The sequence below is a fragment of the Pseudoalteromonas sp. SG44-8 genome, assembly GCF_014164125.1.
In the GTDB taxonomy this organism is placed as follows: domain Bacteria; phylum Pseudomonadota; class Gammaproteobacteria; order Enterobacterales; family Alteromonadaceae; genus Pseudoalteromonas; species Pseudoalteromonas rhizosphaerae.
Window position 1 is genome coordinate 18,313 of sequence record NZ_JACJEQ010000040.1, and the last position, 13,840, is coordinate 32,152.

General features: G+C 39.1%; 12 protein-coding genes. 6 read left to right on the plus strand and 6 right to left on the minus strand.

Annotated elements, in window-relative coordinates; genetic code table 11:
• Positions 1 to 3 precede the first annotated feature (3 nt).
• Positions 4 to 342 (minus strand): Grx4 family monothiol glutaredoxin, encoded by a 339-nt coding sequence (locus H5163_RS19535; protein WP_064665960.1) that lies wholly within the window; start codon positions 340 to 342, stop codon positions 4 to 6.
• Between the two features lie 276 nt (positions 343 to 618).
• Between H5163_RS19535 and H5163_RS19540 the strand changes: the two genes are divergently transcribed.
• From H5163_RS19540 to H5163_RS19560, 5 genes are all read left to right on the plus strand, one after another.
• Positions 619 to 1,200 carry a superoxide dismutase gene (locus H5163_RS19540; RefSeq protein ID WP_145242146.1) on the plus strand — a complete coding sequence of 194 codons (582 nt, stop codon included), beginning with the start codon at positions 619 to 621 and terminating at the stop codon, positions 1,198 to 1,200.
• A gap of 179 nt (positions 1,201 to 1,379) precedes the next feature.
• Complete coding sequence (locus tag H5163_RS19545) at positions 1,380 to 3,302, plus strand: PrkA family serine protein kinase (protein ID WP_149982777.1); 1,923 nt, start codon at positions 1,380 to 1,382, stop codon at positions 3,300 to 3,302.
• Between the two features lie 30 nt (positions 3,303 to 3,332).
• Positions 3,333 to 4,616, plus strand: coding sequence for a YeaH/YhbH family protein (locus H5163_RS19550; RefSeq protein ID WP_145242150.1), 1,284 nt, complete (start codon positions 3,333 to 3,335; stop codon positions 4,614 to 4,616).
• A 21-nt stretch (positions 4,617 to 4,637) separates the two neighbouring features.
• Positions 4,638 to 6,152: a SpoVR family protein gene (locus H5163_RS19555; RefSeq protein ID WP_145242153.1), complete on the plus strand. Its 1,515-nt coding sequence runs from the start codon at positions 4,638 to 4,640 to the stop codon at positions 6,150 to 6,152.
• Between the two features lie 5 nt (positions 6,153 to 6,157).
• Positions 6,158 to 7,039 (plus strand): universal stress protein, encoded by an 882-nt coding sequence (locus tag H5163_RS19560; RefSeq protein WP_145242155.1) that lies wholly within the window; start codon positions 6,158 to 6,160, stop codon positions 7,037 to 7,039.
• 118 nt (positions 7,040 to 7,157) lie between these two features.
• Here H5163_RS19560 and H5163_RS19565 read toward each other — a convergent pair whose 3' ends face one another.
• Together H5163_RS19565 and H5163_RS19570 are read right to left on the minus strand one after the other, a co-directional pair.
• Positions 7,158 to 8,123 (minus strand): diguanylate cyclase, encoded by a 966-nt coding sequence (locus H5163_RS19565; protein ID WP_182731944.1) that lies wholly within the window; start codon positions 8,121 to 8,123, stop codon positions 7,158 to 7,160.
• 4 nt (positions 8,124 to 8,127) lie between these two features.
• On the minus strand, positions 8,128 to 9,132 hold the full coding sequence (locus H5163_RS19570; RefSeq protein ID WP_145242159.1) for a response regulator: 1,005 nt from the start codon (positions 9,130 to 9,132) through the stop codon (positions 8,128 to 8,130).
• Positions 9,133 to 9,305: 173 nt separating this feature from the next.
• On the opposite strand from H5163_RS19570, the gene tpx reads away from it, so the two are divergent.
• Positions 9,306 to 9,887, plus strand: a complete 582-nt coding sequence (gene tpx, locus H5163_RS19575; RefSeq protein WP_145242161.1) for a thiol peroxidase — start codon at positions 9,306 to 9,308, stop codon at positions 9,885 to 9,887.
• A 69-nt stretch (positions 9,888 to 9,956) separates the two neighbouring features.
• Here tpx and adk read toward each other — a convergent pair whose 3' ends face one another.
• The 3 genes from adk to H5163_RS19590 form a co-directional block, all read right to left on the minus strand.
• Positions 9,957 to 10,601, minus strand: coding sequence for an adenylate kinase (gene adk, locus H5163_RS19580; protein ID WP_064665952.1), 645 nt, complete (start codon positions 10,599 to 10,601; stop codon positions 9,957 to 9,959).
• Positions 10,602 to 10,781: 180 nt separating this feature from the next.
• On the minus strand, positions 10,782 to 12,695 hold the full coding sequence (htpG, locus tag H5163_RS19585; RefSeq protein ID WP_182731943.1) for a molecular chaperone HtpG: 1,914 nt from the start codon (positions 12,693 to 12,695) through the stop codon (positions 10,782 to 10,784).
• 135 nt (positions 12,696 to 12,830) lie between these two features.
• Entirely contained in the window at positions 12,831 to 13,544 is a 714-nt protein-coding gene (locus tag H5163_RS19590) for an RluA family pseudouridine synthase (protein ID WP_145242687.1), read from the minus strand.
• Positions 13,545 to 13,840 lie beyond the last annotated feature (296 nt).

Genomic DNA, 13,840 nt, shown 5'->3' on the forward strand with positions numbered 1-13,840 from the left:
ACGTTACTCAGCGTCAGCTTCTTTATATTTAGCTGCTGTTTCGGTGATCAGTGGTTGTAATTCACCACGTTGAAACATTTCAATGATAATGTCACAACCACCAATTAATTCGCCATCAACCCACAGTTGTGGAAATGTTGGCCAATTGGCATATGCTGGTAATTCAGCTCGGATATCAGGATTTAGTAAAATATCAACATAGGCAAACGGTTCACCGCATGACATTAATGCTTGAGATGCTTGTGAAGAAAAACCACAATTTGGTAATTTAGGCGATCCTTTCATATAAAGGATAATTGGATTTTCAGAAATCTGCTGTTTAATTTTATCAATGGTTTCCATCTACAACCTCAAAAGTGACGATAGCTGAACATATTAAGGCTTGAAAAATTTTCATTAAGCCTCATATATGTATCTTAAAGTGGGCAAATAAAGCCGCAATCGAAATAGTCTTGCATTTGCACTGCTGTTTGGCATTGCTGTTTGCTAAAACTTGAGTAAAATACTCAACAATTATAGTAACACTATAATCTCATTTGGTATAGGTAACTACCCTGTTTGAACAGGCATTAACTATTACTATTTGAACTATCAACCAAAAGAAGATGGAGATAAAAAATGGCATTTGAACTACCGTCACTACCATATGCAATTAATGCACTTGAGCCACATATTTCACAAGAAACATTAGAGTTTCACCACGGCAAGCACCACAACACTTATGTGACTAAACTTAACGGTTTAATCCCAGGTACTGAATTTGAAGGTAAATCACTTGAAGAAATCGTATGTTCTTCTGAAGGTGGCGTATTTAACAATGCAGCACAGATCTGGAACCATACTTTTTACTGGAACAGCCTATCTCCAAATGGCGGTGGCGAAGCAACAGGCGCTGTTGCAGATGCTATCAATGCTAAATGGGGTTCTTTTGAAGCATTCCAAGCAGCTTTTGATGATAAAGCAGTAAACAACTTTGGTTCAAGCTGGACATGGTTAGTTAAATTAGCTGATGGTTCTTTAGACATCGTTAATACTTCTAACGCAGCAACGCCACTAACTCAAGACGGTGTAACACCGATCCTGACTGTGGACCTGTGGGAACATGCTTACTACATTGATTTCCGTAACGTTCGTCCAGACTACTTAAAAGCATTCTGGTCGCTTGTTAACTGGGAATTCGCGAACGCTAACTTCGCATAATTGATTGCTCGTTCTGAGCAAGCCCAATTTAAAAGACGCTCCGGCGTCTTTTTTGTTTTCTAACATAAATTTTTAATTTTATTGCACAAAAAATCAAATTCGTGACTAAGCTTTAAATAACCTTTGCTTCTTTTTTAATTTGTAAGCACCTAGTTTAAGCAGGTTTTTCGGAGGTTTCCATGAGTATTTTTGAGCATTACCAAGCACGATACGAGGCGGCACAAGAAGAAGAGTATAGTATCGCTGAGTTCTTAGAGATTTGTAAAACTGATAAATCGGCTTATGCCAGCGCACCAGAGCGATTATTAGCGGCCATTGGTGAGCCAAAAATGATCGATACTTCAAAGGATGCACGGTTAAGTCGATTATTTTCAAACAGAGTAGTAGCACGTTACCCTGCCTTTAATGATTTTTACGGTATGGAGGATGCGATTGAACAAATCGTTTCTTACCTAAAACATGCCGCGCAAGGCCTTGAAGAATGTAAACAAGTGCTTTATCTACTTGGACCTGTTGGCGGTGGTAAATCATCGATTGCCGAAAAGCTAAAATATTTAATGCAACAAGTGCCTATTTACTCAATTAAAGGCTCACCGGTCAATGACCACCCGTTGGCGCTTTTTGATCCTAATGAAGATGCTGAGCTGATGGCAAAAGAATACGGGATTAAGCCCCGTTACTTAAAAACTATTATGTCACCATGGGCCACTAAGCGCTTATCTGAATTTAATGGTGATATTAGCCAGTTTAAAGTGGTAAAACGCTACCCCTCTATTTTAAATCAAATTGCTATTGCAAAAACTGAACCTGGGGATGAAAACAACCAAGATATTTCCGCTTTAGTCGGTAAAGTTGATATTCGCAAACTAGAACATTTTGCTCAAAACGATGCTGATGCTTATGCTTATTCCGGTTCATTATGTCTTGCAAATCAAGGTTTAATGGAATTTGTTGAGATGTTTAAAGCGCCAATCAAAGTATTGCATCCGCTTTTAACAGCCACGCAAGAGGGAAATTATAATGGCACCGAAGGTATTAGTGCACTGCCCTTTAATGGCATGATTTTGGCTCATTCAAACGAATCAGAATGGCAGACCTTTAAAAACAACAAGAACAATGAAGCCTTTTTAGACCGTGTTTACATCGTCAAAGTGCCGTATTGTTTACGTGCATCTGAAGAGGTAAAAATCTACGACAAGCTATTGGAACATAGTGAATTATATAATGCTCCTTGCGCGCCAGGCACACTGGAAACATTGGCAAAATTTACCACGCTATCACGGTTAAAAGATCCAGAAAACTCTAGTATCTACTCAAAAATGCGGGTATATGACGGCGAAAGCTTGAAAGACACCGATCCTAAAGCTAAATCGTATCAAGAGTATCGAGATTATGCCGGTGTAGATGAAGGCATGACCGGACTATCAACTCGGTTTGCATTTAAAATTTTATCGCGCGTGTTTAACTTTGACACACTTGAGGTAGCGGCAAACCCAGTGCATTTATTTTATGTATTAGAGCAACAAATTGAACGAGAGCAATTCTCTGCCGACGTTGAAGAACGCTACTTAAGCCACTTGAAAGGCTATTTAATCCCGCAGTATGTTGAGTTTATTGGTAAAGAACTGCAAACAGCTTATTTAGAGTCTTACTCTGAGTACGGGCAAAACATTTTTGACCGCTATGTCACTTATGCTGATTTTTGGATCCAAGACCAAGAGTATCGCGACCCTGATACCGGCCAGCTATTCAACCGCGAAGCATTAAATGCCGAACTTGAAAAAATTGAAAAACCAGCAGGCATTTCAAATCCAAAAGATTTCCGTAACGAAATCGTTAATTTTGTATTGCGTGCACGGGCGCACAACAATGGTAAAAATCCATTGTGGACCAGCTATGAAAAACTGCGCACTGTGATTGAGAAAAAAATGTTCTCCAATACTGAAGAACTATTACCCGTTATTTCCTTCAATGCGAAAACATCCGCAGAAGATCAGAAAAAACATGAAGATTTTGTCAATCGTATGGTGGAAAAAGGATATACCCAAAAGCAAGTTCGTTTGTTATCAGAGTGGTATTTACGCGTGCGTAAATCGCAATAACACGCAGCTGTGTATTTTTAGGGGGTCTTTATGGCGCATTTTATAGACCGTCGCCTGAACGGTAAGAATAAGAGCACGTTAAATCGTCAACGCTTTATCAGGCGCTATAAAAAACAGATCAAAGAAGCGGTGTCAGATGCAATAAATAAACGCAGTGTCACTGACTCCAGTAGCGGTGAGAGTATTTCAATTCCGCAACGGGATATAAGTGAACCTACTTTCCATCAAGGTAAAGGGGGCGATAGAGAACAAATTCATCCTGGTAACGATCAGTTCTCAACCGGTGATAAAATTAAACGCCCGCAAGGTGGCCAAGGTGGTGGAGCCGGCGAAGGTGAAGCGAGTGACTCTGGTGAAGGAGAAGATGACTTTGTCTTCTCGATTTCTAAAGATGAGTATCTAGACTTACTGTTTGAAGACTTAGAACTGCCAAATTTACAGCAAAACCAGTTAGACAAACTCGTGCAAATGAAAACTCATCGTGCTGGTTTTTGTAGTGATGGTATGCCGAGTAATATTGATATTGTGCGTTCACTTCAGGGCTCACTTGCAAGGCGTGTTGCGATGAGCGCGGGTAAAAAGCGTCAATTAGCAGAGCTTGAAGCACAGCTTTGCCTATTAATGGCTGAGCCTGAACCTGATATAGCTGCTATTGCATTAATGGAGCAAGAAATCGCCGCATTACAAAAACGCATCAGTGCAGTGCCCTTTATTGATAATTACGATTTGCGCTTTCGTAACTATGAAAAACAGCCTCATCCAACTAGTAAAGCGGTGATGTTTTGTATTATGGATGTGTCGGGCTCGATGGATCAAGCAACCAAAGATATGGCAAAACGTTTTTATATTTTGCTTTATCAATTTTTGACCCGCAGTTATAAAGACATTGAAGTGGTGTATATTCGCCATCATACCCAAGCCAAAGAGGTCGACGAACAGGAGTTTTTCTATTCCCAAGAAACTGGCGGCACAATTGTCTCCAGCGCACTGAAGTTAATGAATGAGATAATTACCGAGCGTTATAACGCTGGCGAATGGAATGTGTATGCAGCACAAGCCTCTGATGGCGACAATTGGGCAGATGACTCTCCCCAATGCTCAGAGATCTTACGCAACAAGTTGCTCAGTACCATTCGCTATTACGCTTATATTGAGATCACTACCCGCGCCCATCAGAGCCTATGGCGTGAGTATCAAAATATTTGTCAAACTCATAATAACTTTGCTATTCAACATATACGCAATGTTGAAGATATTTACCCTATTTTCCGTGAGTTATTCAAGAAGAGTCGTCAACACCAAGGGGCAGCCTAGGCTGTACAGCGAGGTATTTATATGACCAATAAACGAATGAGTGATGGGCCAGATTGGACATTTGAATTACTACAACAATACCAAGACGAAATTGCGCGGGTTGCTGAACATTATCGCCTCGATACTTATCCTAATCAGATTGAAGTGATCACCGCAGAACAAATGATGGATGCCTATTCCAGTGTTGGTATGCCTATTGGCTATAGTCACTGGTCTTATGGTAAAAAATTTATTCAAACTGAGCAAAACTACAAACGCGGACAAATGGGATTGGCTTATGAAATTGTCATAAACTCGAATCCTTGTATTGCTTATTTAATGGAAGAAAATACCCTTCCAATGCAGGCTTTAGTGATGGCGCACGCTTGCTACGGGCACAACTCGTTTTTTAAAGGTAATTATTTATTTAAAACATGGACTGATGCCAGCTCTATTATTGACTACCTATTATTTGCAAAAAATTATATTGCTCGTTGCGAAGAAAAACATGGCATTGATGAAGTCGAAAACCTAATCGATTCATGCCATGCACTTATGAATTACGGTGTTGATCGTTATAAACGCCCACAGCAAATATCTTTATTTGAAGAACAAAAACGCCAACAAGAGCGCGAAGATTACTTACAATCACAAGTGAACGAACTTTGGCGCACAATACCTTCACATCAACAGGAAACTAAAAAACACGAGCGTCATTTTCCTTCAGAGCCACAAGAAAATATTTTGTATTTTATAGAAAAAAATGCGCCATTACTGGAATCTTGGCAACGAGAAATAATTCGTATTGTGCGTAAAATCTCACAATATTTTTATCCTCAAAAGCAAACCCAAGTAATGAATGAAGGCTGGGCAACGTTTTGGCATTATACTATTTTGAATCACTTATATGATGAAGGGAAACTCACTGACTCATTCATGTTAGAGTTTTTACAAAGTCATACTAATGTTGTGTATCAGCCCCCTTACAATAGTAATTATTATTCGGGTATTAACCCTTATGCGCTGGGTTTTAATATGATGGTGGATATCCGCCGTATTTGTGAAAACCCTACCGAAGAAGATAAACAGTGGTTTCCAGAATATGCCGGGAGCAACTGGTTAGATACGCTGCACTTTGCAATGGAAAACTTTAAAGACGAAAGTTTTATTAGCCAATTTTTATCACCCAAACTTATTCGTGACTTTAAATTATTCACTATTATCGATCATGAAAAAGATCCGAATCTACAAGTTGGTGCGATCCACGATGAAAGCGGCTATCACGCGGTACGGACTGCGCTCTCAGCACAATATAACCTCAGTAATCACGAACCCAACATTCAGATCTATGATGTTGATATTAGAGGTGATCGCTCTTTAACCTTGCGCTACGTGCCACATCAGGATATTCCACTGGCAAAGTCTCACCATGAGGTATTAAAACACCTTTACAGACTATGGGGCTTTAAGGTAAAACTGGAACAAGAGTCAACCTCTGGCGAATTGAATATACTCGGGCAATGTCCATCAGATGATTCACGCCATACAACAGAGTGAATAGAATGGATAAAAAGCTTCTCGTACTAATTGATTCAGTAGAATTTGCACGTACTGCTATTTTGCACGCGAAACACAAAGCAATTGGTAAGCAAAAACATATTGATATTGTCGCCTTTGCCTATGAAAGTGCTGGTAATATTTTGTTCTCGCCGCCAGCTGAACAATTGCAAGTAATTCAAGAAACAAGGTTGGCTACTCTCAAAAAAGAATTAGTACCACTACTTGAAAGCGAATTGTCAGAATCAGATTATTCATTAAATATTATTTGGCATGAGGCACCTGAGCAATGGTTAGCCAATGAGAGTGACTTTGAAAATTATGAGATGGTGATAAAAACGCGGCATATTGACGAGCATTGTCAATTTAGTGAACTTGACTGGCAGTTGATCCGCTTTACCCCACTACCACTTTATTTAGCTGCGGATAATACCTGGCGCAATAACACCAATGTGTTAGCTGCGCTTGATTTAGGTAGCGAAAAAGCCACTAAATACAAACTAAACAAAGATATAATTGAAACTGGTTTAGCTTATTCTAAGCATTATGACTGTCAGTTTTATACTTGTTATACCGTTCATGTATCCCCAATTTTAAGAGACTTAGGCATTGTATTTTCAGACGAACAAGTACTGAATGCTTTTGACAAACTACCTGTCATTCAACGTAATTTAATTATTGAGCACGATATAAAAAATAACCTTCATATAAAAGCGGGCCTAGCCGAGCAAGTGATCCCAAGTATTGCAGCTAAGCTTAGTGCCGGTCTCGTGATCATGGGCTCAGTAGGCAACATAGGTATAAAAGGTAAGTTAATTGGCAATACCGCTGAAAAAGTTATGCGGTTACTAAAAACAGACTTGCTTATTTTGCCACCTGAATGCTAGATACCTGCTGGCGATAGCATAAAAAATGACGCATTTTGCGTCATTTTTTATGCCTATTCAAAGCAACTTAATTTAAACTTTTGCTATTGTGTCGCGAGGGTATTTATACTCATCAAGGTTAACTCAAATCTTTATATGCAGTAATACAATTTCTGCCATTTTCTTTTGAAAAGTAAAGTGCCTTATCAGCCGCTTCAATCCATTTTTCATAACGTTCGAATTCATCTTGAAAACAGGCAAAACCAACACTAACAGTCACTTTAATTTGCTGTTCGTCAAAGTAAATGGATGAGTTTTCAATTAAACTACGCAAACGCTCAGCAAATATCTCAGCACCTTTGTGATCCGTGTCTAATAACGTTACTGCAAATTCTTCGCCGCCATAACGACCTGCGATGTCTGTTTCACGTAATGTTTTACGCAGTAAATCAGCAATGTTACGCAGTGCTTCATCGCCACAACGGTGCCCATGTTCATCATTTACTTTTTTAAAGTGATCGATATCAAACATCAATAAAGTACTTGTGCCACCACTGCGTTTGATCCTAAGAAATTCTTTTCGTAGGGTATCTTCCCAATGACCTCGATTAGTCAATTTTGTTAGTGCGTCCGTTTGACTCACTTGTTCAAGTTTACGATTTACTTCTTCAAGTTCTTTTTTATTCACTGCCATATCAGTTACATCATAAAGAATGATACAAATATGGCCAACTTCTCCCATCGTATTTGATAGAGGAATAAACGTAGCGTTTTGAAACATATGGTCTGCTTTACCCGTGATTGGACGGTAATTTTTAAAGCGGAAAATATATGGCTGCTGTTCCCAAATAGTGAATGAACGGTTTTTCAAAATAAACACTGATTCTGACTTACTACGAAACCACTTTTCATCAATTGATGGAAATAAATCAAACAAGTCTTTATCTTTTACAGCGCTGGGTAACATACCTGAATGGTTTTCCATAAAACCATTCCAAATACACACTTTATAGTCCCTATCTAACACCACTAAACCAACATCTACGGTATTAAACATATCCATTAACCAATGGATTTCATTCATATTAAAATCAGCAGCAGGCATAATGTTAGTCTTCTAATAGGTAAGCAACTTTGTATTTCAAAGTTTTTAGTGAGTCTTCGGTAAATAATAGCATCAAGTCACAGTTAATATTGTGGTTCTCAATACCATAGCTAATTTCTATTGCCAGAGTACGTTGCCAGCGTGATTTGTTTGCTTTAACTAAATCAGATACATCACAATGTTGGCCTAACACCACCGGATGTCCTTGGCTAAAAGTCATATCTAATTGGCGAGATAATCCCGTTAAGATTGCACCAATCAGGATATTACTAATATCCATTAATAACTCCAGCTCAATTTTGTTAGTGAGCTCCCCTTCATAATTCATCAAGGACGCAATTTCTTTAAAGCTAGAATCATTTAGAAGTAACAATGCCTCACCGGATACACCACCACCAATAAAACCTTGGCACACGCCTGACGTTGTTGCATTGGCATCAATTGATCGCAGTGCCATATCAAGTTCATTAACTTCGAGAATATTGACATTAGGAATAGGCAATTCAACAAATACATTTAATAGCCGTGCTAATAAGTCTCCAGCCTGCCCCATTGCCACGTTAGTCAGCTCTTGGTATATGTCTCTGACATCTGGGTCAACTTGCTCACCTAAGCGGTGTGAGAGCCGCTCACGCATTGCTTTATCTTTAATTCCATGGTGTTCGATAATATCGGCAAGCTTTTGGGCATCACATGGTTTTTGGATAAAGTCTATCGCGCCAAGTTCGATTACCCGTTGATGCGCATTGGGCTGAATATCGCCAGAGACAACAACGGTTAATATATCCAAGTTTTGCTCTTGAATCGCTTGCAGTACTTCGTAGCCATCCATTTGCGGCATATTTAAATCGAGAAATAAGATTTCCGGGTTTAACGCTTTAATTTGCTTAATACAATGCACGCCATCTTCAGCAAACTCAACTTTAATATCCCAATCATCGGGCAACGAACGAGCTAACTGACGGCGCGCAAGCTTAGAATCATCACAAATTAGTACCGATGTTGACATAGTCTCTCTCTGATTGCTTTTATTTTTATTAGTAAAAATGTAAACATTTATTACTGCTTTATGTTAATCAATGTAACCATACATTACAATTTTAAATTGCATTAAACTCTTGGTGTCCATGGATGATTATAATACACTCAGCCTAATTGCGTTAACTCTAAAGGAAATACCTTATGCTCCGATCACTCACTTTTGCTTTAAGTGCCTTTTGTTCAATGGCTTTTGCCGCCGATATGACCGAAAACACGCTTGATGCGGGAAAAGTATCAGCACAATCTAAGCCAATCACTTTATTAGGACAAGGTGTAAAACTAGGCGATAAAGCACCAGACTTTAAAGTGGTTGATGGCTCATTCACGCCAATTACTTTAGCCGATTACCAAGGTAAAGCCGTTTTAATAAGCGTTGTTCCAAGTCTGGATACTGGTGTTTGTAGCATTCAAACCAAGCATTTTAACGAAAAGGTTGCATCGCAATTTCCAAATATAGCCATGCTCACCATTAGTGCTGATTTACCGTTTGCACAAAAACGTTTTTGCAAAGCCGAGAACATAGATAAAATTACTGCTTTATCTGATTCAGTATGGCGTGACTTTGGTCAAAACTATGGTCTGATCATTAAAGATATGGGTCTGCTTACACGAGCCGTATTTGTATTAGATGCAAGTCATAAAGTTGTTTACAAGCAGTTAGTAGCTGATTTATCAACAGAGCCAAAGTATGACCCAGTTATAAGTGCTTTAAACGCATTGTAATTTATTGCGCTCGAGTACATTACAATGATAAAAAAACCGCCAATCGGCGGTTTTTTATTGATTGAATTATCAACCCAATAATTCAGCAAGTTGCTGATTAACAGCTTCAACAGCTTGGGTACCATCTAGTTTATGATATTGCGTATTGCCCGCTTGCGCTTCCGCTTGGTAATAATCAACCAATGGCATTGTTTGCTCATGGTAAATACCTAAACGTTTACGTACTGTTTCTTCTGTGTCATCAGCACGGATGATCAGATCTTCACCTGTAACGTCGTCTTTACCTTCCACTTTTGGCGGATTGTAAACTACGTGATAAACACGGCCGGAACCTGGGTGAACGCGACGTCCTCCCATGCGGTCAACAATAATTTCATCAGCCACATCAAACTCAATAACGTGATCAACAACTACGCCATTTTCTTTCATTGCATCAGCTTGTGGGATGGTACGTGGGAAACCATCTAGTAAAAAACCTTTTTCACAATCAGCTTTAGTAATACGCTCTTTAACAAGACCTATGATGATGTCATCAGAAATTAACTGACCTGCATCCATTACTTTTTTCGCTTCAAGACCCAGTGGTGTGCCTTCTTTAATTGCAGCACGTAACATATCACCAGTTGAAATTTGTGGAATACCGTACTTATCCATCAAAAACTGAGCTTGAGTGCCTTTACCTGCACCCGGCGCGCCCAAAAGAATAATGCGCATATCATTGTCCTCGTTTGATACTGATTTTACAAAAAGCATATCAGTATGATTTATTATAAAGCTTGAATTCTTCCATAAGCGCCGCAGATACTCAAGCAACTTATACCAATTGACTACGTTGAGATCATAAAAAAAGGGAACCGAAGTTCCCTTTTTATTAAAATGTTAGTTTTTGAGCAATTACTTACTCAAATCTAACATTAATTTATTTAAGCGAGTCACAAAACCTGCTGGATCTTTTAATGTACCGCGCTCTGCAAGCAAGGCTTGATCAAGCAGTACATGTGACCACTGTGCAAATTTGTCTTCGTCTTGTTCAACATTTAAATGCTTAACAAGTTGATGCTCAGGGTTAAGCTCAAAAATTGGTTTTGCTTCTGGAGCAGCTTGACCTACTGATTCCATTAGCTTTTGCATTTGTGAGCTCATGTCGTTGTCATCAGCGACCACACAGGCTGGTGAGTCAGTTAAACGATGCGTAAAGCGTACATCTTTAACATTATCGCCAAGTGCTGTTTTGATGCGCTCAACTAAGCCTGCAACTTCTTTTTCAGACTCTTCTTGCGCTTTTTTGGTCTCTTCATCATCTAAGCTACCTAAGTCTAGGTCACCACGGGTAATTGACTTAAATGGTTTTTCAGCAAACTCGGTTAAGTGGCTCATCATCCACTCATCAACACGGTCACTCATCAACAGTACTTCGATACCTTTCTTACGGAAGATCTCTAGATGTGGAGAGCTTTTCGCCGCAGTGAATGAATCCGCAACAACGTAGTAAATCGCGTCTTGGCCTTCATTCATACGCTCAACGTATTGCTCTAATGAAACGTTTTGTGCTTCTTCATCAGTATGTGTTGATGAGAAACGCAGTAACTTAGCAATCGCTTCTTTATTCGCTGCATCTTCTGCTGGACCTTCTTTGATCACTTGACCAAATTCATTCCAAAATACTTGGTAATCGTCGGCTTTATTTTTCGCCATACGCTCAAGCAGTTTTAAGGTACGTGACGTACAACCTTTGCGGATTGCTTGCGTTACTTTGTTATCTTGTAAAATTTCACGTGATACGTTTAACGGTAAATCGTTTGAATCAAGTAAACCTTTTACAAAGCGTAAGTAGCTAGGCATAAATTGCTCAGCATCATCCATTACAAATACACGTTGTACATATAGCTTTAAGCCACTTTGACGGTCACGATTCCATAAATCAAATGGTGCTTTTTTAGGAATATACAGTAAGCTTGTGTATTCAGTTTTACCTTCAACTTTGTTGTGAGCCCAGCTCAGTGGATCTTCCCAATCATGGCTTACATGCTTATAAAATTCTTTATATTCTTCATCAGATAGCTCTGATTTATCACGCGTCCACATTGCTGTGGCGCGGTTAATGCTTTCCCACTCACCAGGTACGGCTGGAATTTTCTCGCCATCTTCACCTTCTGACTCAGGCACTTCGGCTTTGTACATTTGTACTGGTGTTGAAATATGATCCGAGTACTTAGTTACAATACTACGTAGGCGCCATTCATCAGCAAACTCTTTTTCATCTTCACGAAGATGTAAAGTAATTTCAGTACCACGGCCTGCTTTTTCAATTTCTTCTAGCGTGTATTCGCCCTCACCTTGTGATTGCCATTCAACGCCTTTTTCTTCACCGGCTTTGCGAGTACGAACAGTCACTAAGTCTGCAACTATAAATGCAGAGTAAAAACCAACACCGAACTGACCAATTAGTTGCGAATCTTTGCTTTGGTCGCCAGTTAAGTTTTTGAAAAACTCAGCAGTGCCTGATTTAGCAATAGTCCCTAACGAGCTGATCACTTCATCACGAGTCATACCAATACCGTTATCAGAAATAGTTACGGTATTTTTTTCTTTATCGGCACTGATACGTACACGTAAGTCTGCGTCACCTTGGTATAGTTCACCGTTTGAAAGTGCTAAAAAGCGTAATTTATCAGCTGCGTCTGAGGCATTTGACACAAGCTCACGTAAGAAAATTTCTTTATTAGAATAAAGTGAGTGAATCATTAAGTTTAATAGTTGTTTAACTTCTGTTTGAAAGCCTAATGTTTCTTTTTGTGCTGCAGTCATTTATATATCTCCAATTTGCAAAGTGTCTGCGTTATGCACTTAATATGGGGCGCGGTTTGTTAACTTCAAGTCAAAAGAGCAAAAAAGTAAGCCATAGCAAGATAAACACGGAAGTTAAGTTGTTTTTTCTTACAATCAAAATGGCTGTGGGCAATGTAGGTGCGTTTGCTTGGAGCTTCGAGGGTGTACAAAAAACAGATCGCTGGCATGTAATTGTAAGCGCTCAGCCAGTTGTTGGCTATGTTGGTTTTTATACAGATCACAGCCAATAATTGGGTGCCCAATGCTGTGACTGTGTATACGTAATTGATGTGTACGCCCCGTCACAGGGGTAAATTGCACTAAAGTACGCGGCGGTGATGTTAAGCGCTGTAATACTAAATAGTCACTGACGGCAGACTTACCCGTCACATTACAAATTTTAACTAATGGAAAGAGTAACTTATCTTTGACTATTGCAGCGTTTATTTGACCTACGTCATTTAATAACCAGCCATCCAACATGGCTATATAGTGTTTTTTTATTGTCCCTGATTGAAACTGCTTATTAAGGAGCTTAGTTGATTCAGGGTTAAGGCCTACAATCATAATACCTGAAGTACCATAGTCTAATCGATGCGGCAATTTAGCTGTCGGAAATGCGGCAGTCAGACCTGGCTGCCCATTCACTAAACGATAATGCACAGAATCCCAATTGGCCGGATTTTTACCAGATAAACTCAGTAAGCCACTGGGTTTATTGATCAATAAAATATCATCGTCTTTATATAAAATTTCCACATGCTCATGACAAACCGATGCAATAAAGTCATCGACAATAGAATGCTGTGGCAAATTTATATTAGACATTATTTCTCTCATTATTGATTTTATAAAAACGTTGCGACATTAGTATCTTGAAACTAGTTAAATTTCTATCATACACAAAAAAGTCGGTATGCTGCGCTGTAGTTTGGCTTTTAACTATAAAGGGCACTAGTTTTCAAGATTAGAAAATGGCAGTGAATGCATGTCGAAGGTTAATACCAATCGTGTTAAGTTACTGACCATTTATAGCGACAGATAAATACAGTGATAACAAGGCGTAAATTTTGACATGTAGTTGTTCTACTTGAAAAAATTATAACGCAGTTAGCGCTTTATTT

Bases quoted from the DNA above. Each gene is read 5' to 3' on its own strand.
- H5163_RS19535 (WP_064665960.1), bottom strand. From the start codon at position 342: ATGGAAACCATTGATAAAATTAAACAGCAGATTTCTGAAAATCCAATT.
- H5163_RS19540 (WP_145242146.1), top strand. From the start codon at position 619: ATGGCATTTGAACTACCGTCACTACCATATGCAATTAATGCACTTGAG.
- H5163_RS19545 (WP_149982777.1), top strand. From the start codon at position 1,380: ATGAGTATTTTTGAGCATTACCAAGCACGATACGAGGCGGCACAAGAA.
- H5163_RS19550 (WP_145242150.1), top strand. From the start codon at position 3,333: ATGGCGCATTTTATAGACCGTCGCCTGAACGGTAAGAATAAGAGCACG.
- H5163_RS19555 (WP_145242153.1), top strand. From the start codon at position 4,638: ATGACCAATAAACGAATGAGTGATGGGCCAGATTGGACATTTGAATTA.
- H5163_RS19560 (WP_145242155.1), top strand. From the start codon at position 6,158: ATGGATAAAAAGCTTCTCGTACTAATTGATTCAGTAGAATTTGCACGT.
- H5163_RS19565 (WP_182731944.1), bottom strand. From the start codon at position 8,123: ATGCCTGCTGCTGATTTTAATATGAATGAAATCCATTGGTTAATGGAT.
- H5163_RS19570 (WP_145242159.1), bottom strand. From the start codon at position 9,132: ATGTCAACATCGGTACTAATTTGTGATGATTCTAAGCTTGCGCGCCGT.
- tpx (WP_145242161.1), top strand. From the start codon at position 9,306: ATGCTCCGATCACTCACTTTTGCTTTAAGTGCCTTTTGTTCAATGGCT.
- adk (WP_064665952.1), bottom strand. From the start codon at position 10,601: ATGCGCATTATTCTTTTGGGCGCGCCGGGTGCAGGTAAAGGCACTCAA.
- htpG (WP_182731943.1), bottom strand. From the start codon at position 12,695: ATGACTGCAGCACAAAAAGAAACATTAGGCTTTCAAACAGAAGTTAAA.
- H5163_RS19590 (WP_145242687.1), bottom strand. From the start codon at position 13,544: ATGTCTAATATAAATTTGCCACAGCATTCTATTGTCGATGACTTTATT.